20 protein-coding genes are annotated in these 15,583 nt (G+C 70.3%); 10 read left to right on the forward strand and 10 right to left on the reverse strand.

What is annotated here, in order from left to right; genetic code table 11:
- Window positions 1-6: 6 nt before the first annotated feature.
- Together PP359_RS11185 and PP359_RS11190 are read left to right on the forward strand one after the other, a co-directional pair.
- On the forward strand, window positions 7-1,266 hold the full coding sequence (locus tag PP359_RS11185; protein WP_499250608.1) for a cation:proton antiporter domain-containing protein: 1,260 nt from the start codon (window positions 7-9) through the stop codon (window positions 1,264-1,266).
- Between the two features lie 38 nt (window positions 1,267-1,304).
- Window positions 1,305-1,592, forward strand: a complete 288-nt coding sequence (locus PP359_RS11190) for a hypothetical protein (RefSeq protein WP_294947225.1) — start codon at window positions 1,305-1,307, stop codon at window positions 1,590-1,592.
- Here PP359_RS11190 and PP359_RS11195 read toward each other — a convergent pair.
- Both PP359_RS11195 and PP359_RS11200 read right to left on the reverse strand, forming a co-directional pair.
- On the reverse strand, window positions 1,576-2,454 hold the full coding sequence (locus tag PP359_RS11195; RefSeq protein WP_499250609.1) for a PhzF family phenazine biosynthesis protein: 879 nt from the start codon (window positions 2,452-2,454) through the stop codon (window positions 1,576-1,578). The two genes, PP359_RS11190 and PP359_RS11195, sit on opposite strands and share 17 nt — an antisense overlap.
- Window positions 2,455-2,463: 9 nt before the next feature.
- Window positions 2,464-3,621, reverse strand: a complete 1,158-nt coding sequence (locus PP359_RS11200) for a TDT family transporter (protein ID WP_239640001.1) — start codon at window positions 3,619-3,621, stop codon at window positions 2,464-2,466.
- 84 nt (window positions 3,622-3,705) lie between these two features.
- Between PP359_RS11200 and PP359_RS11205 the strand changes: the two genes are divergently transcribed.
- Window positions 3,706-4,605: a LysR family transcriptional regulator gene (locus PP359_RS11205; protein WP_499250610.1), complete on the forward strand. Its 900-nt coding sequence runs from the start codon at window positions 3,706-3,708 to the stop codon at window positions 4,603-4,605.
- A 9-nt stretch (window positions 4,606-4,614) separates the two neighbouring features.
- On the opposite strand, the gene PP359_RS11210 is transcribed toward PP359_RS11205, so the two are convergent.
- Window positions 4,615-5,232, reverse strand: coding sequence for a TetR/AcrR family transcriptional regulator (locus tag PP359_RS11210; protein ID WP_499250611.1), 618 nt, complete (start codon window positions 5,230-5,232; stop codon window positions 4,615-4,617).
- A gap of 135 nt (window positions 5,233-5,367) precedes the next feature.
- Between PP359_RS11210 and PP359_RS11215 the strand changes: the two genes are divergently transcribed.
- Window positions 5,368-6,192, forward strand: a complete 825-nt coding sequence (locus PP359_RS11215; protein ID WP_112931854.1) for a sugar phosphate isomerase/epimerase family protein — start codon at window positions 5,368-5,370, stop codon at window positions 6,190-6,192.
- Window positions 6,189-7,316 carry a Gfo/Idh/MocA family protein gene (locus PP359_RS11220; RefSeq protein ID WP_036316375.1) on the forward strand — a complete coding sequence of 376 codons (1,128 nt, stop codon included), beginning with the start codon at window positions 6,189-6,191 and terminating at the stop codon, window positions 7,314-7,316. The genes PP359_RS11215 and PP359_RS11220 overlap by 4 nt, the downstream gene beginning before the upstream one ends.
- 89 nt (window positions 7,317-7,405) lie before the next feature.
- Here the strand turns inward: PP359_RS11220 and PP359_RS11225 are convergent, their stop codons facing one another.
- The 4 genes from PP359_RS11225 to PP359_RS11240 form a co-directional block, all read right to left on the reverse strand.
- Window positions 7,406-7,945 carry a hypothetical protein gene (locus PP359_RS11225; protein WP_294947244.1) on the reverse strand — a complete coding sequence of 180 codons (540 nt, stop codon included), beginning with the start codon at window positions 7,943-7,945 and terminating at the stop codon, window positions 7,406-7,408.
- The gene (locus PP359_RS11230) at window positions 7,942-8,349 is read right to left on the reverse strand and encodes a DUF4383 domain-containing protein (protein ID WP_499250612.1); all 408 of its coding nucleotides are present in this window, start codon (window positions 8,347-8,349) and stop codon (window positions 7,942-7,944) included. Before PP359_RS11230 ends, PP359_RS11225 begins: the two co-directional genes overlap by 4 nt.
- An 87-nt stretch (window positions 8,350-8,436) precedes the next feature.
- Window positions 8,437-9,225: an alpha/beta fold hydrolase gene (locus PP359_RS11235; protein ID WP_294979869.1), complete on the reverse strand. Its 789-nt coding sequence runs from the start codon at window positions 9,223-9,225 to the stop codon at window positions 8,437-8,439.
- Between the two features lie 52 nt (window positions 9,226-9,277).
- Window positions 9,278-10,195, reverse strand: coding sequence for an ROK family protein (locus PP359_RS11240; protein WP_499250613.1), 918 nt, complete (start codon window positions 10,193-10,195; stop codon window positions 9,278-9,280).
- Between the two features lie 159 nt (window positions 10,196-10,354).
- Between PP359_RS11240 and PP359_RS11245 the strand changes: the two genes are divergently transcribed.
- Complete coding sequence (locus tag PP359_RS11245) at window positions 10,355-11,461, forward strand: fatty acid desaturase family protein (protein WP_499250614.1); 1,107 nt, start codon at window positions 10,355-10,357, stop codon at window positions 11,459-11,461.
- A 29-nt stretch (window positions 11,462-11,490) separates the two neighbouring features.
- On the opposite strand, the gene PP359_RS11250 is transcribed toward PP359_RS11245, so the two are convergent.
- Complete coding sequence (locus PP359_RS11250; protein ID WP_016464229.1) at window positions 11,491-11,646, reverse strand: hypothetical protein; 156 nt, start codon at window positions 11,644-11,646, stop codon at window positions 11,491-11,493.
- Window positions 11,647-11,792: 146 nt separating this feature from the next.
- On the opposite strand from PP359_RS11250, the gene PP359_RS11255 reads away from it, so the two are divergent.
- From PP359_RS11255 to PP359_RS11265, 3 genes are all read left to right on the forward strand, one after another.
- Window positions 11,793-12,101, forward strand: coding sequence for a hypothetical protein (locus tag PP359_RS11255; protein WP_499250615.1), 309 nt, complete (start codon window positions 11,793-11,795; stop codon window positions 12,099-12,101).
- Between the two features lie 4 nt (window positions 12,102-12,105).
- Window positions 12,106-12,432, forward strand: a complete 327-nt coding sequence (locus PP359_RS11260) for a DUF7882 family protein (RefSeq protein ID WP_005049636.1) — start codon at window positions 12,106-12,108, stop codon at window positions 12,430-12,432.
- Window positions 12,433-12,525: 93 nt separating this feature from the next.
- Entirely contained in the window at window positions 12,526-12,822 is a 297-nt protein-coding gene (locus tag PP359_RS11265; RefSeq protein WP_244295603.1) for a hypothetical protein, read from the forward strand.
- 5 nt (window positions 12,823-12,827) lie between these two features.
- Here PP359_RS11265 and PP359_RS11270 read toward each other — a convergent pair whose 3' ends face one another.
- Together PP359_RS11270 and PP359_RS11275 are read right to left on the reverse strand one after the other, a co-directional pair.
- The gene (locus tag PP359_RS11270; RefSeq protein WP_036316385.1) at window positions 12,828-13,184 is read right to left on the reverse strand and encodes a DUF7882 family protein; all 357 of its coding nucleotides are present in this window, start codon (window positions 13,182-13,184) and stop codon (window positions 12,828-12,830) included.
- A gap of 28 nt (window positions 13,185-13,212) precedes the next feature.
- Complete coding sequence (locus tag PP359_RS11275; protein WP_112931847.1) at window positions 13,213-14,016, reverse strand: DeoR/GlpR family DNA-binding transcription regulator; 804 nt, start codon at window positions 14,014-14,016, stop codon at window positions 13,213-13,215.
- 179 nt (window positions 14,017-14,195) lie between these two features.
- Between PP359_RS11275 and PP359_RS11280 the strand changes: the two genes are divergently transcribed.
- Window positions 14,196-15,497, forward strand: a complete 1,302-nt coding sequence (locus PP359_RS11280; RefSeq protein WP_294979864.1) for an ABC transporter substrate-binding protein — start codon at window positions 14,196-14,198, stop codon at window positions 15,495-15,497.
- The last annotated feature ends 86 nt before the right edge of the window (window positions 15,498-15,583 follow it).

Below are 15,583 nucleotides of genomic sequence, written 5' to 3' on the forward strand. Positions count from 1 at the left end.
GTCACCGTGCTGACGACATTCCTGCTCGTCACCGGTGTCGCCCTGTTGATCTGGTCGCTGTGGAGCCGGACGTTTCGGCGTGCAACGGTGAACGGGCCGATCGTGATGACCGGGCTCGGTCTGATCGTCGGGGCCGTGCTGCCCACTCAGGGCATTCTCTTCATGGAGTCGAAAGCGACGCTCTTCCTCGCCGAGATCGTCCTCGCGTTCCTGCTGTTCGTCGACGCGCTGGATGTGCGCGGCTCGGTGCGTTCGCAGTTCACGGGGGTGCCGGTCCGCCTGCTCGGTATCGGCCTGCCGCTCTCGCTCGTGCTCGTCCTCGCGGTCGGGCTGATGCTCCCGCTCGGTCTGTCGGTCGCCGTCGTGCTCGCCATCGCCTGCATCGCGGTTCCCGCCGACTTCTCGCCCGAAACCTCCCTCGTCCGCGACGAGCGGATTCCCGCGCGCGTGCGGCGCTGGCTCAGCGTCGAGAGCGGCTACAACGACGGCCTCGTCTCTCCGCTCCTGCTCGCCGCGCTCGCGTTCGCCTCGGCGGGAACCACGGGCGACGCCGGGCGCGCGTTCGCCGTCGCGGCCCCCGCCGGGCTCATCGCCGTTCTCGTCGGCGCGGCGGTGGGCGCGGCCATCGGCGGCGCGACCCGCTTCGCCGATGAGCGCGGGTGGACCGAGCCGCAGAGCATGCGCATCGCCTTCGTCGCCGCACCGCTCATCGTCTTCGCGGCCGCCGTCATGCTGCACGGCAACGGCTTCGTCGCCGTGTTCGTCGCCGGTATCGCCATCCGGCTGACGCGCGGGGAGAAGGGGCTCGACCGCGCTGAGCTCACGCTGTTGGAGGATGTGTCGTGGCTGACCAATCTGCTGCTGTGGCTGGCCTTCGGCTTCGCCGCCGTCGTGCTGCTGAGCGAGACGTATGACTGGTGGCCGGCGATCGCCCTGGCGCTCGTCGCGCTCACCATCGGGCGGATCATCCCCGTCGGCATCGCCCTGCTCGGAAGCGAGGCAACTCGCCAGGAGCGGATCTTCGTCGCGGTGGTGGGGCCGCGAGGCGCGGCATCCATCGTGTTCGGGCTCATCGCCGCGAACGCCCTGCCCGGCGAGCAGGGGTTTCTCGTGCTGGCGGCGACCTGCATGGTCGTGCTGGGAAGCGTCGCGATCCACGGGATCGGCGGGCCCCTGCTCGTTCGGCGCCTGTGGGGAGCACGCGCAGCGGATGCCGCACCGCCCCGGGTAGGTGCCGCGGCGGCATCCGTCAAGCCCCCGGCGTGATCCGGTGATGTGCGCGAGGCTGGGGGTGGAGGCGCACCATGACCATCGACACCACGCCGTCCCGTCGCACTGAGCGACCGGAGGAGGGCCATCGACCCGGTCCCGGTGCGGACGCTCCCGCCGCCGGCGCCGACGAGGCGTATCGGCTGGTCATCGACGATATCGACCGCTACCGCGTCATCGCCGACGGCCTTGTCGTCGGGTACGTCGACGTGGTCGGTGCCGTCTTCGTGGCGCTCGCGGGGGCGTCCTATGCGCAGGCGACCGAGGTGCACCAGGCTCTCGTGCTCGAGGACGCGCTCGCAGCTCTCATGAGTCGGCGGTAACGCGCGGGCGGGTGGCGTCCGTCATCGGCACGGCGACGCCGGAGACGCGGACGCGCCCCGTCGCCGGAACGTCGACGACGAGCAGGCCGGGGCGACCGACGTGCAGGCCCTGCTCGATCGCGATGCGTGCCGGCACGCGCACGGCGTCGAGCTCGCGCAGGTAGGCGCCCAGTGCGGCGGCCGCGGAGCCGGTGGCGGGGTCTTCGGTGATCCGCCCGACGGGAAACAGGTTGCGCACGGTGAAACGATCCTCCGCCACGCGGTGCGCGACGGTGATCGTCGCGGGCCAACCGCGCGCATCCATGAGGGCCCGCACGCGGTGTGGGTCGAAGGTGAACGCATCGAAGCGGGTGCGGTCGGCCAGCACGATGACCGGATGCGGATTGCCCGCATCGGCGATGCGCGGTGGCAGCGTCGAGTCGAGCTCGTCGCTGCTGAGCCCGAGCAGCAGGAGGATCGCGTCCCGGTCATCGGGATCGAGGGCGCGCACGGAGGTCGGAGCGCTCGTGAAGGCCGCGCGGATGCCGCCGGCGCCGCGTTCGATCTCGATGCGGATGTCGCCGACGGGGGTGTCGAAGACGATGGCATCGGCGTCGCTGCGCTCGGCCAGGGCAACGGCCGTGGCGATCGTGGCGTGCCCGCAGAACGGCACTTCGGCGATGGGGGAGAAGTAGCGCACCGCGCGCGCCCCGTCCTCGCGCATCCCGGTCACGAAGGCGGTCTCGGCGAAGTCGACCTCGGCGGCGATCCGCTGCATGTCGGCATCGTCCAGCCCGCCGGCATCGAGCACCACGCCCGCCGGGTTGCCGCCGGCGGGGTCAGAGCTGAAGGCGGTGTAGCGGAGGATTTCGGGTGCGGCCATCCTCTCAGGCTACGGGCGCGCCAAGCCGGTCGGGGCCGGTGCCGAGGATGCCGCGGGGACGAGCAGTCGCCCGGTGACGATCGCGCCATGGAAGGTGCGTGCCGCGACCGTGAACCATGCCGCCAGCAGCAGGGCGAACAGCGCGTACGCCATGATCGCGAGCATCGTCGAGCCGGTGTGCAGCGCCAGGCCGCTCGCCGCCGTGACGCAGGTGCCGACGGGGAAGGTGAACGACCACCATGTCAGGGTGAACGGCAGGCCGGCGCGCGCGGTGCGCACCGTGATCGCCGCCGCGATCGCGAGCCACAGCAGGGCGAATCCGAAGACCGGAACGCCCAGCACGACCGCCGCGGCGGTCACGGTGGCGGCTCCGCTCGCTCCGACGGCGGCGGGCGCGTGGGTGGCCAACAGGTTCGCCGCCGTGACCGACTGACCGAGCGGCCCCAGAACGATCCACAGGGTGGGCACCATCACCGGCGCGGGGAGTTTGTGCTGGGCCAGCCGGGACCACAGCTGGGGAAGGATCGCCAGCGTCGACAGGAAGGCCACGCCGACCATGAGTCCGCAGGCCACCAGCATCGTCAGGCGCGCCTGTCCCGCAGGCAGATGCTCGATCAGCAGAGCTCCGGTCGCCGCCGACACCATCGGCGGCACGACGGGCATCAACCATCCGCCGAAGGCGGCGTCGGCCGTCGCCTCGTGCCGAGTGAACTGGAGGTAGGGGATCGCCACCGCCGTCGCGAGCCCGAGGATGGTTCCGGCCGTCCAGAGCACCGCGTCGACGGCGACGGCCAGTGTCTCGCCGAGAATCGACGCGCCGACCAGGACGGCGCCTGCGCCCACGGTCAGCAGCGCCATCGCCGGGGCGCCGTAGAAGTGCGCGATCACCGGGTGCAGGTGATGGCTGCGTGCGATCTCGGGGAACCATGCCGCGTGCAGCGCCGACGCGATGAGGAGCACGATGAGCAGCGCCGCGGCGACCAGCCATGCGGCCAGGGCGAGCACCCGCAGCGCCGAGGGTGAGCCGGGAAGCGTCGCTGCCGCCGTGGCGACGATGCCGGTACCCATGACGGAGGCGAACCAGTTGGGCGTGATCGCCGACACGAGCATCCGCCCGCCGGGGACATCGCGGAACAGGCGTCGTGTGCGTGGAGTCGACATCGTCATGTCACCAGCGTCGTGGGCTCTGCGCTGCCGCGGAAGAGCCGTATCTTTGGCAGGGTACAAACTCGGCTTGTGGCTGGAGGGTTCGTGGTCGACATTGAGGCGCTGCGTCTTCTGACGGCACTCGCCGACACCGGCAGTCTGACGGCGGCGGGGCGCCGTCTGGGCGTGACCCAGCAGGCCGCGTCTGCGCGGTTGCGGGCGCTGGAGGGCGACGTCGGTGCGGTGCTGGTCGAGCGTTCTGCGCGCGGCTCGCGGCTCACGCGCGTGGGCGAGCTGGTCGAGGGGTGGGGTCGGGAGGTGATGGCCGCCGCCGACCGCTTCGACGAGTCGGTCGGCGCGTTGCGGGAGCGGCGCCGGGGGACGTTGCGGGTTGCCGCCAGCCTCACGGTCGCCGAGCACCTGCTGCCCGCGTGGGTGGCGGCGTGGCGGGAGCGGGACCCGGCGGCGCCGGGCGTTCGGCTGGATGCCGAGAACAGCGCTGCCGTCATCGCTCGGGTGCGCCGCGGCGGTGCGGATCTCGGCTTCATCGAGACCCCGGATCTGCCGACGGACCTGCGGAACGTCGTGATCGCGCGGGACGAGATCGTGATCGTGGTCTCGCCGTCGCACCCATGGGCACAGCGGCGCCGCCTCGATCCGGCGGAGGTCGCCGGCACCGCGTTGGTGCTGCGGGAGCGCGGCAGCGGCACGCGCCGCGCTCTGGAAGCGGCGCTGGATGCCGCGGGCACCTCCCTGACGGCGGCTCCCGCGGCGGAACTGCCCTCCTCGTCGGCGGTGCGCACGACCGCGGCCACCGGCTTCGCGCCGGCCGCGGTCAGCGCGCTCGCCGTGCGCGACGATCTCCACTCGGGGCGCCTCGTCCGCGTCGAGATGGACGGTGAGGTGATCACGCGCCCGGTCGCGGCCGTCTGGGCCGGTCGCGAGCCCGAGCCCGCGGCATCCCGCCTGCTCGCCGTCATCGCCGACACGCTCGGTATCGGCTGACCGCTGCGCTCAGCGCGGTGGTTGCAGTAGGCGCCCGAACGTGCGGAGGGTCTCGCTGAGTCCGATCGACGGCTCGAGCAGCCACTGGATCTGCAGGCCGTCGGAGGCGGCGATCAAGAGCGCCGCGAGGTCCTCGGCGGGGACGTCGTCGCGGATGTCGCCATCGGCCTGCTGCCGACGAAACGATGACGTGAGCTCGTCGCGCACGCGCTCGAAGCGGGCCGAGAAGAACTCTCGGCCGACGTCGTTGCCCGCCTCCAGCGAGGCCGCCAGCAGCGTCGTATACAGCTGGACCAGTCCCGGCACGTCGACGTTCGCGATCGCCGCAGCGATCATCGTGTCGACGCCGGGGGTGACGATCGGGTCCGCAGCGGCGTTGCGCCGGATCTCGGCATGCGCGTAGACGGCGACCAGCAGCTGCTCCCGGGAGTCGAAGTAGTGCAGCAGAGCGGCATGCGAGACGCCGATCGCCTCGGCGATGCGACGCAGCGACGTGCCGTCGGCCCCGCGCTCGCGGAACACCTCGATCGCGCGGTCCAGGATCTCCTGGCGCCGCGCCACCCCCTTCGGCTGCAGGCCGCGGCGCCCGATCACCGCCTCGTTGCCCGTGCCGTCCGTCGTGCTCACGGCATCCAACCTAGCCGATCCTCGAAGAAGAAACCTCCATGTGGAGGTTTTGTGATACCGTCGCCTCAGCGCCACGCGGACGATGCGCCGCCGACGCCGCACACACGAGACAACGAGGTTCGAAGGACGCACGTCATGACACTGCCCGTCGCTTCCGTCCAGCTCTACACGCTGGCCAAGGAGTTCACCGCCGACATGGGAGGCTCGCTCGACAAGCTCGCCGCGATCGGCCTGCGCAACGTGGAGGCGTTCGATTTCGTCTCCCGCCCCACGCAGGTCCGCGCCGCGCTGGACGCCAGCGGACTCGCCTCGCCCACCGGACATGCACCGCTGCTGTCCGACACCCTCTGGACTCCGGACGGCGAGATTCCGACCCCGGCACCCGAGGTCGTGTTCGCCGCCGCGGCGGAGATCGGCATGACCACGGTCATCGACCCGTTCGTCGCTCCCGAGCGCTGGCTGACGGCCGACGGTGTCGCCGACATCGCCGACCGGCTCAACCGCGCCGCCGAGAAGGCGGCGGAGTTCGGCCTCAGCGTCGGCTACCACAACCACGCCCAGGAGTTCGTCGCCTCCTTCGACGGCGCCACCGCCTACGAGCGCTTCGTCGCGCTGACCGACGAGCGCGTCCAGCTCGAGCTCGACCTCTTCTGGGCGCTCACCGGCGGCCAGGACGTGCCCGCGCTCGTGTCCGCGCTCGGCGACCGCCTCGTCGCGGTGCACGTCAAGGACGGCGTCGTCCCGGCATCCAACCCCTGGGCTCCCGGCGCCGGTTCCTTCGGGTCGGACAGCCTCGACCAGCGCCACGCCGGCACTGCCGACGTCCCTCTCGCGGAGGCGCTGAAGGCCGGTACGGCGATCCGCTACGCCGTGATCGAGTACGACAAGGCCCCCGGAGACGTGTTCGAGGACATCGCCGCCAGCTACGCCTTCCTCCGCGACGGGGGGTACGTCCAGTGAGCGCCCTGCGCGTCGGTGTCATCGGCACCGGAGTCATCAGCCAGACCTACCTGGAGAACCTGACCTCGTTCCCCGACGTCGAGGTCGTGGCCGTGGGCGATCTCCTGCCCGAACGCGCACAGGCCAAGGCCGAGGAGCACGGCGTGCCCAGCTGGGGCACGGGGGAGGACGTGCTGTCGAATCCCGACGTCGACCTCGTCGTCAACCTCACGATCCCGGCGGTGCACGTCGAGGTGTCGAAGGCCGCCGTCGCCGCCGGCAAGCACGTGTGGACCGAGAAGCCGCTGGGCCTGGATCGTGAGAGCACGCGTGAACTGCTCGCGCAAGCCGAGGCGGCCGGTGTGCGCATCGGGTCGGCCCCCGACACGATCCTCGGCCCGGGCTTCCAGACCGCCAAGCGCGCCATCCGCGAGGGCGTCATCGGCACGCCGCTGTTCGTGCAGACGTCGTTCCAGACGCAGGGGCCCGACCTGTGGCATCCCGAGCCGGCGTTCCTGTTCGCACAGGGTGCGGGGCCGCTGCTGGACATGGGGCCGTATTACTTCTCGGCGCTGGTGAGCTTGCTCGGTCCGGTCGCGGGCGTCACGGCGCGCGGGTCGCGCTGGCAGACGACCCGTCAGATCCACACCGGTGCGCGGGCGGGCGAGACCTTCCCCGTCGAGGTACCCTCGACCGTCCAGGTGCTGACCTCGTTCGCCGGTGGCCAGCACGGCACCCACCTGCTCAGCTTCGACTCGGCGCTGGAGCGACACGGCGTCATCGAGATCCACGGCTCCGAGGGCACGATCGTGCTGCCCGACCCGAACGCCTTCACCGGACGCATCGCGTACGTGAAGCCGCTCGGTGTGATCCGTGACGGCATGCGGTTCGAGCAGGAGTGGGTCGAGATCCCCGCGCAGGGCACCGTCGTCGGTCGCGGCCTCGGCGTGCTCGACATGGCACGCGCCATCGCGGACGGGCGGCCGCATGTCGCCACCGGTGAGCTCGGGTATCACGTCCTCGACGTCATGCTGTCGGCGCAGGAATCCGCCGGTACCGGCGAGACCCTGACGATCGACAGCACCGTCGCCGACGTGCCGCTTCTGCCCGAGGGGTTCGATCCCTTCGAGAGCACGCTCGCCTGAGTCGCCGCCGGGCGCACGCGAAGAGGGTGGATGCCGGGAGCACCGGCATCCACCCCTCTTCGTCGCCTGATCGACGACCGGCCTCGCGGTCAGTGACCGGCGTGCGGATCGACGGTCATCACGGTGCCGTCGGGTCGCACGAGCGCCGCATCCTGCACGGCGCCGAGCGCCGGTGTGGTCACGACCGCCACGAGACCCGCGGCCAGAAGCAGAGGAACTAAGCGGATCGCGCTGGCCGGGGCCACGGGGCGGCGACCGTCGGCGATGATCATGACGGCGGTGGTCAGCAGGAGGACGACCGCGACCGCCGCGGCGAGAATGCTCGCGCGGCCTCCGGTCAGAACGACGAGCGCGGCGACGCCGATGACAGTGACGAGCGTCGACGCCGCCGCGGTCCGGGAGAGGAGCAGGCGGCCGGTGGTCAGCGCCGCCGCGCCCCAGGCCAGCCACAGCAGTCCCGCCACGGCGAGGACGACGCCCGCCCCGCGGGCCGCGCCCGAAGACACGTCACCCGTGATGGCGGCCGCGCCCATGCCGATCGAGACCAGGCCCGCCCCCCACGCGAGCGGCACGGTCCAGGCGCGCAGGGCGGCTCCCGGAGCGGCCGCCGCGCGGGAGGGCGCGCTCATGCCGTGACCGACCGTGCGCCGCGCTCGGCGCCGAGAGCCACACCGAGCAGCACGATCGCGCTGGCGAGGTGCAGGAAGTGGTCGGGGACGTTCAGCGCGAGGATGTTCGCCGAGGTGCCGACGAGGAAGAAGCCGACCACGCCCAGCAGCAGATAGGCGGCGCCGATGGTGGCGTTGATCGTCTTGGCGGCGCGCACGCTGCTCAGGCCCGCGATCACGAGAGCGGCACCGATGAGAAGGTGCGCGATGTTGTGCAGCGGGTTCACGGCGAAGATCCCCAGCAGCAGTCCACCATCGGTGGCGAGGAATCCCACGCCGCCGGTGACGGCGAAGCCCAGGGCGCCGACGACGAGGTAGACGGCGCCGAAGACGGTGGCGACGAGACGGTTCGGTGACGAGTTCATGACGGACCTCCTGTTCGGGTCGCGACCGGTGTCGTGACGGAGGTTGTTCGCTGCGCCGCCCCGAACGGATTGCGGGCGGGTCGTGCCTCAGCTCAGCCGCGCGGTCACGATCCGCGTCGCGGCGGCGGGGTCGAGGCGGTGGCCGACCGATTCGGGAGAGACGATGAGCTCGGCGTGCGGCATCGCCGCCGCCAGGCGTTCGGCGGCCGCGGTGAGGATCGGGAAGGTCTGCTGGCCGCAGAGGATCGTCACCGGCACGTCGACGGTGAGCATGGCGTCCGTCGGCGTGGACAGCTCGCGGGCCAGCGTCGCGTCGTACACGGTCGACTGGGCCAGCGGCACGATGCCGGCGAAGGCGTCGGTGGCGCGGAACTGCGCGATCATCGCGTCGGGAAGCCCGACGGCCTCGCGCTGGAAGAGGACGACGGCCTCTTCCAGGTCTCCCGCGTCGACGAACTCCTGGATGCGCGACGGCAGATCGGGCGCCGGCTCGTCGATGCCGAAGTGAAACGGGGGTTCGGACAGGAACAGCGCGCGCACCGGCACCCCCGTCTCGACGGCCAGGGATGCCGCGTACAGCGCGATCACCGCACCCGAGGAGTGCCCCAGCACCGCGACTTCTCCGCCGGCGTCGGCGATGACGGCGGCCAGATCTTCCGCCTCACGACGCGGTGAGAACGGGGTCGTGTCGCCGCTGTCGCCCCGAGCGCGCCGGTCGTAGGTGATCGCCCTCATGCCGGACTCGGCCAGCGTCGTGGCGAGCGCCGCGGCATCCTTCGCGGTCGACAGGGCGCCGTTGACGATCACGACGGCGGGCCCCGATCCGGTGTCGTGGACGGCGAGGCGGGTTCCGTCGGCGGAGATCACGTGATGCATGGCCCGATGCAAGCACTGCCCTCCGACATCGTCAAGGGTGTTGGAGCGGACCTCAGAGGAGGTCGGCGCGGTGCACGAGCGCGCCGGCACCGATGAGCGGGGCATCCCCGCCCAGTCCGGCACGCACGACCTTCAACCGCCCGGCGTAGGCGTTGACGGCGTTCTCGCGAACGACGCGTTCGATGCGGTCCGGATAGTCGTCCGCCACGAACGAGAACCCGCCGCCGACGACGGCGAGCTCGAGGTCGAGCAGAGTGGCGGCGCTCGTGAGACCGATACCGACGGCGTGCGCCGATCGTGCGATGGCCGCGACGGCGACCTCGTCGCCCGCGCGGTAGGCGTCGGCGAGCTCTTCGCCGGTCGTGCCCGCCCACCCCTGGGCGCGGGCCCAGGCGACCGTGTGCGGACCCGAGGCGCGCTGCTCGAGAGTGGAGGCCGCCGGCTCGCCCTGGATGTCGGCGACGATCATCTGACCCAGGTGGCCGGCGTTTCCCGATCCGCCCGCCACCAGACGGCCGTCCGAGACGATACCGCCGCCGACGCCCGTCGAGACGACGAAGACGATGGCGTTGCGAACCCCTCGCGCCGCGCCTCGCCAGGCTTCTGCCAGGGCGATGCACGTCCCATCCAGGCGCAGCGTCACGGCGTCCAGCCCGCTTGCGGTTCGCACCGCCTCCACGATGCGAAACCCGTGCGCCGCAGGAAGGTTGATCGGAGCGATGGTGCCGGCGGTGATGTCGATCGGGCCGGCCGCGCCGATGCCCCCCGCGACGACCTCGTTCCACCGCGGGTGCGCGCGGCATCCGTCGATCACCGCGGTGAGACCGCGCTCGAGCACCGTGACGTCCGTGGCCGCGCCCGCGCCGGTCGGGCTGCGGTGGCGCGATCCCTCGATGATCGCGCCGTTCGCGTCGACGAGGGCGCCCTCGATCTTCGTGCCGCCGAGATCGATCGCCAGTGCCAGAGTCAAACCGCGTCCTTGAGGGAGTGAGAGACGACGCAGTCCGGGCCGTATGCCCGGAGCCGTATAGACCTAAGCGTAGTGTCGGCACCAGCGATCGGCACCCGCCTTTGGCTTCGCCCAACGGACATCGTTGCTCACGATGGACGCCGATCAACGGAGTCGGTCATGACCACACTCGCCCCCACCTCCACCCTCGGACCGATCAGACAGACCTACGCGACGTCCGAGACGTTCCCCTCGGTCGACCGTTCGTACACTCAGGTGTCCCAGGTAGTGAAGGAGCTCGGGCTTCTGCGGCGCGCGCCGGTCTTCTACGCGCTCGTCGGTTCGGCGCTGGCCCTCTGCCTCGCCGGGTGTGTCGCCGGCTTCGTGCTCCTCGGCCAGAGCTGGTTCCAACTGCTGATCGCAGCGGCGCTCGGGATCGTCCTCACTCAGGTCGCGTTCCTCGCCCACGAGGCGGCCCACCGCCAGATCCTCTCGACGGGACCCGCCAATGACCGCCTCGCACGCATCCTCGCCGCCGGCGTCGTCGGCATCAGCTACTCGTGGTGGGACTCCAAGCACTCGCGCCACCACGCGAACCCCAACCGGGTCGGCAAAGACCCCGACATCGAGGTCGACACGATCTCGTTCCTCGTCGAGGATGCCGTTCAGGCACGGGGAATCCGCCGCGTCATCACGCTGCACCAGGGGTGGTTCTTCTTCCCTCTGCTGACGCTGGAGGGGCTGAATCTGCACGCGCACGGCATCCGTCACCTGCTGTCCCGCCAGCCGGTGAAGAAGCGCGGGCTGGAGCTGGCGCTCATCACGACGCGCCTCGCCGTGGTCGTCGTCCCCGTCTTCCTCCTGTTGCCGCTCGGCATGGCCTTCGCGTTCCTCGGCGTGCAGCTCGCCGTGTTCGGCGTCTACATGGGTGCGTCGTTCGCGCCGAACCACAAGGGAATGCCGATCGTCGACGCGAACGCCCGGCTCGACTTCTTCACCAAGCAGGTCCGCACGTCTCGCAACATCACGGGCGGCTGGTGGGCGACCTGGATGTTCGGCGGGCTCAACCACCAGGTCGAGCACCACCTCTTCCCGAGCATGGCGCGCCCGCACCTCTCGCGCGCACGCGCCGTCGTCCGCGACTACTGCAAGAGCGCCGGCATCCCCTACACGGAGACGAGCGTCTGGCGCTCGTACGCCATCGTCATCGACTACCTCAACCGTGTCGGCCTCGCGGCACGCGACCCGTTCGACTGCCCGATGGTCGCCGGCTACCGCCGCGCCTGACGCCCCCGGCGGTGCCGGCTGCGGTCGCGTCAGGCGTTGCGCTTCACGACGCGCATGAGCCACGCGATGATCGCGATCAGCAGGATCACCAGTCCGATCCACAGCAGGAACTTCGCCGCTTCGACGAAGACGCCGAGGAGGATCAGGACGATGCCGACGATGAGAAGGATGAGTGCGAGTGCCATGGTTCCAGTGTGCCCGTGTCGCTCGCCCGGGCGCGGGGGCTTGACATCGCCGCGGGAGGCTGTCAAGCCCCTCGTCGCGACCGGCCGCTTCGGCTGTACTGAGGATCACCATCCGACGTACTGATGATCCCCGGCGAGGTCGAAGCGTGAAAGACATCCTGATTGAGGGGCATCGCATCCTCACGACCGATGGCGTCGCGGATGCGGTCCTGACGTACGCGCAGCGCCTGAATCAGGCGGGCTCCACCGACATCGTGGAGTTCCCCAGCATCGACGACGGCGCCCTCAGCGTCTGCCGGATGCTCCTCGGCAGCGGCATCCCCGTCGCCGTCTTGGATGCGACGACCTCGCTTGCCTCCGACATCCTGGGGGCCGACCGCGCGTGCGCGGAGATCTCCCGGCGCACGGCGGCGCTCGCTAGCGGCTCGAGTCGATCGGGGCGCGCGTTACTGTAGAGCAGTGGGACGGTTCAGTTACGACGGCAGCGTCAAAGCGGAGTTCGACGATCGCGTGCTCGCGCACCTGCAGGTCGTCATCAGTCAGAAACTCCGCCGCGGCGAGACATTCACCTTCACGTGGCGCAACGACACGAGCCTCGGTGACGGGCGCACGGCCATCTGGCTGCACCCGCACGCATCGATCGTCTACTCGTACCACGGCAGCCGTCAGCCCGCCCTGAACCGGGCGTGGCTGGAGGCGCTGACACACGCCGCGAACTCGACGGCGGGGTTGCAGATCGTCCCCGAGCCCGAGGGCCCCTACTCCGGTGAGGTCTTGACCGGCTGACGGCCTCGCGCGTCGCACGGGCGCGGGGACCTGTCAATCCCCTCGCCTCGCCGCCGAGCGTCCCGGAGAGTGGGGGAGAAGGCGGTGACGACGATGACGCAGACAGCGCATGTCGGCGGCCACCTCGAACTGCTCCCCATCGATGAGGACGCCTGGCGGTTGTGTGATCGTCGCGTGAGCGCACGCGACGCCGAATTCGTCGTGGCCTACATCGAGCGCACGGACGGCGGGTTCGAGACGGTCTGGATGCGAGGCGGTGCGCGGCGTGCGCGTCTGTCCTCGCTGGAGGAGTGTGTCGAGAGGGGCGAACGGATCCTCTGCGAGCAGGAACGTTCCACCGCGAGCCGACCGATCCCGATCGCCCACTTCCCGCCGGCACGCGGCTTCTGACGCGATCAGTCGTCGGCGACCGCGACCGTCTGCGGCGCGTTGTCCGCGTCGCCGTCGACCGATTCGATCTGCTCCTCGGTGAGCTGGATGCCGCCGGACGAACTGGCGGATTGCGCCAGCTCTTCGATCCACGCGCGGTTCAGCTCCGTGGGCTCCGGATCGTCGAAGACGAAGCGCAGCGGAATCGACGGATGCAGCCAGATGGTGCTGCGGCCGCGGGTCTCGCCGTCGGGGTGCTGCCACGACACGGTGAAGCTCTCGCCGCGACGGAGCTTCGTGGCGACGACCACCTTCAGGTGGGCGAGCACTCTGTCCTCGATATGGATCGGAGTCGCCGAGCCCCCGTAATAGATCGTGCCCACGATGCGATTGTAGGCCGCGGGACAGCGATCAGGGAGTGATCAGGCTCACGCCGGCCTGCAGGAGCGCGCTCGTCAGGGGAGGCGGCGGCGCCGCATCGGTGATGAGGTAGTCGACGCCCTCGAGGGGAGCGACCTGGGCGAAGAGTCGGCGGCCGAGCTTGGAGGAGTCGGCGAGCACCGCCGTGCGGTCAGCGCGGTCGATCATCTCCGCCATCATCGTCGCGTCGCCGAGGTTGCTCGTCGAGTAGCCGGACTCGTCGACGGCGCCGACGGCGACGAGCGCGAGGTCGCAGCGGATGTCGAGTTCACGGCCACCGGCCGCCATCGCGAAGGTGACGGGGCCGGTGGTGGCCTGTGTGATCGTCCGGACGGCGCCGCCGAAGACGTAGAGGTCGCGAAACGCCGACGGGGCGATCTCCGCCGGGATCCTCAGATTGTTGGTCGCGATCGTCAGGTCGCGGTGTCCTCGGAGCGCGCGGGCGACGGCGAGCGTCGTCGTGCCGGCGTTGAGCATGACGACCGCGCCGTCGTCGACCATCTCGGCGGCGAGCCGGGCGATCTTCTCCTTCTCCTCCACCTGCACGCGCAGGCGCACGTCGAGACCCCGATCGCGCAGCGCCCCGTCGGTGGCGCTCACGGCGCCGCCGTGGGTGCGGATGAGCGCGCCCTCGCGATGGAGCTGGTCGAGGTCGCGGCGCACGGTGTCGATCGACACGTCGAAGTGCTCCGACAGCTCGGCCACCGTGACCTGCCCCTGTTCGGCGACGTAGGCCGCCAGGTCGGCTTTGCGGCCGGCGGGAAGCCGGCGGCCACGGGGGGCTGCTTTGTCCATGTCTTCATCCCTAGCACAGTGGATGCTGTTTTCGCGCCCATAACCGGCATAAGAGTGCAGAAGATGGCAATTTGTGGAGCAGACCTCTTGACCGAGCGGCAAAAGACGGCATAATGGTGCTGAAAGACGCATTTATCCGCAGTGGTGCGGAGGGCGCACAAACTCAAAGAGGAGAAACGATGTCCAGAGTGGGGCGGGGTCACAGCACGGCCCGCACGGTTCTCGGCGCGGTCGCGGCGGCGGCGACGCTGGTTGCGATGGCGGGCTGCTCCAGCAGCGCGTCGCCGTCCGGCAGCGGCGACGCCGGCGGAGATGTCACGATCGAGTTCGCGCAGTGGTGGGAGCCGGAGCTGCCAGACGGACAGTTCCGCGCGCTGATGGACCAGTTCGAGTCCGAGAACCCGGGCATCAAGGTCAAGCTCGTCAGCGGCCCGTACGCGTCGACGAAGGAGCAGCTGTTCGCGGGGGCCGCGTCCGGCACCATGCCCGACGTCGTCGGCCTCGACGGCGCGTGGGTCAACGACTTCGCCTCCAAGGGCGTGATCGCGAACCTCACCGACCTGATGACGCAGAACAACTACGACGAGAGTCAGCTGGCGAGCCAGATCAAGGTCGACGGCAGCACCTACATGATCCCGGTCGTCAACTTCGTCTACCCGATGTTCACGAACGACGACCTGCTCGCCAAGGCCGGCGTCACCGCACCCCCGTCCACGCGCACCGAGTTCGCCGATGCCGCGAAGAAGATCAAGGCCCTCGGCGGTGACGTCTCCGGCTGGGTCCTGCCGCTGTCGCTCGAAGCCCCCAACGGCGTGCAGAACGACGTGATGTCCTGGGTGTGGGCGTCGGGCGGATCGATGCTGAAGGACGGCAAGCCCGATCTCACCAACAAGGACGTGACCTCCGCGATGAACTACATCGACGGGCTGTGGAAGGACGGTGTCATCGCCTCCGGATCCTTCACGATGAAGGAGCAGGACAAGGTCGAGGAGTTCACCAACGGTCGCGTCGGCATGATGATCGACTCGCTGGCGCACATCAACCTGATCCGTCAGTCGAACCCCAACCTCAAGTTCTCGATCTCGGCGATCCCCGCCGCCGACGGCTACACCGGACAGCGCGGCATCCCCTACGCGTCGTGGGGCATCGGCGTCGCCGAGAACTCCGCGCACAAGGATGCCGCGTTCAAGCTGGTGTCGTTCCTGATGAGCAAGGACACCAACTCGAAGCTGTCGACGCTGGCCAAGGCGTTCCCCGGCAACACGCAGTCCACCCCGGACTTCTCGGGCAGCGACGAACTGTTCAAGAAGGCGTTCGACATCTACAAGGCGGGCTACCCCGCGAACGAGTTCACCGGGCTGCCGACTGCGGAGGACCTCATGCGCCAGCTCGGCCAGCAGCTGCAGACGGCGCTGGACGGTCAGCAGTCCATGGACGATGCGCTCAAGAACGCGCAGACGTCCTGGGCCGCAGCGTTCTGAGCCGCCTCGCCCCCACCCGGGTGCCGCATCGCTGCGCGACAGCGGTGCGGCACCCGCCCACCCACCCGTCCGGCGCCGGCCGGAAC

Origin of the sequence: Sphingomonas sp. BLCC-B65, from assembly GCF_028550675.1 — a bacterium.
Lineage (GTDB): Bacteria > Actinomycetota > Actinomycetes > Actinomycetales > Microbacteriaceae > Microbacterium.

Bases quoted from the DNA above. Each gene is read 5' to 3' on its own strand.
- PP359_RS11190 (WP_294947225.1), top strand. From the start codon at position 1,305: ATGACCATCGACACCACGCCGTCCCGTCGCACTGAGCGACCGGAGGAG.
- PP359_RS11195 (WP_499250609.1), bottom strand. From the start codon at position 2,454: ATGGCCGCACCCGAAATCCTCCGCTACACCGCCTTCAGCTCTGACCCC.
- PP359_RS11200 (WP_239640001.1), bottom strand. From the start codon at position 3,621: ATGACGATGTCGACTCCACGCACACGACGCCTGTTCCGCGATGTCCCC.
- PP359_RS11215 (WP_112931854.1), top strand. From the start codon at position 5,368: ATGACACTGCCCGTCGCTTCCGTCCAGCTCTACACGCTGGCCAAGGAG.
- PP359_RS11225 (WP_294947244.1), bottom strand. From the start codon at position 7,945: ATGAGCGCGCCCTCCCGCGCGGCGGCCGCTCCGGGAGCCGCCCTGCGC.
- PP359_RS11230 (WP_499250612.1), bottom strand. From the start codon at position 8,349: ATGAACTCGTCACCGAACCGTCTCGTCGCCACCGTCTTCGGCGCCGTC.
- PP359_RS11235 (WP_294979869.1), bottom strand. From the start codon at position 9,225: ATGCATCACGTGATCTCCGCCGACGGAACCCGCCTCGCCGTCCACGAC.
- PP359_RS11245 (WP_499250614.1), top strand. From the start codon at position 10,355: ATGACCACACTCGCCCCCACCTCCACCCTCGGACCGATCAGACAGACC.
- PP359_RS11250 (WP_016464229.1), bottom strand. From the start codon at position 11,646: ATGGCACTCGCACTCATCCTTCTCATCGTCGGCATCGTCCTGATCCTC.
- PP359_RS11265 (WP_244295603.1), top strand. From the start codon at position 12,526: ATGACGCAGACAGCGCATGTCGGCGGCCACCTCGAACTGCTCCCCATC.
- PP359_RS11275 (WP_112931847.1), bottom strand. From the start codon at position 14,016: ATGGACAAAGCAGCCCCCCGTGGCCGCCGGCTTCCCGCCGGCCGCAAA.
- PP359_RS11280 (WP_294979864.1), top strand. From the start codon at position 14,196: ATGTCCAGAGTGGGGCGGGGTCACAGCACGGCCCGCACGGTTCTCGGC.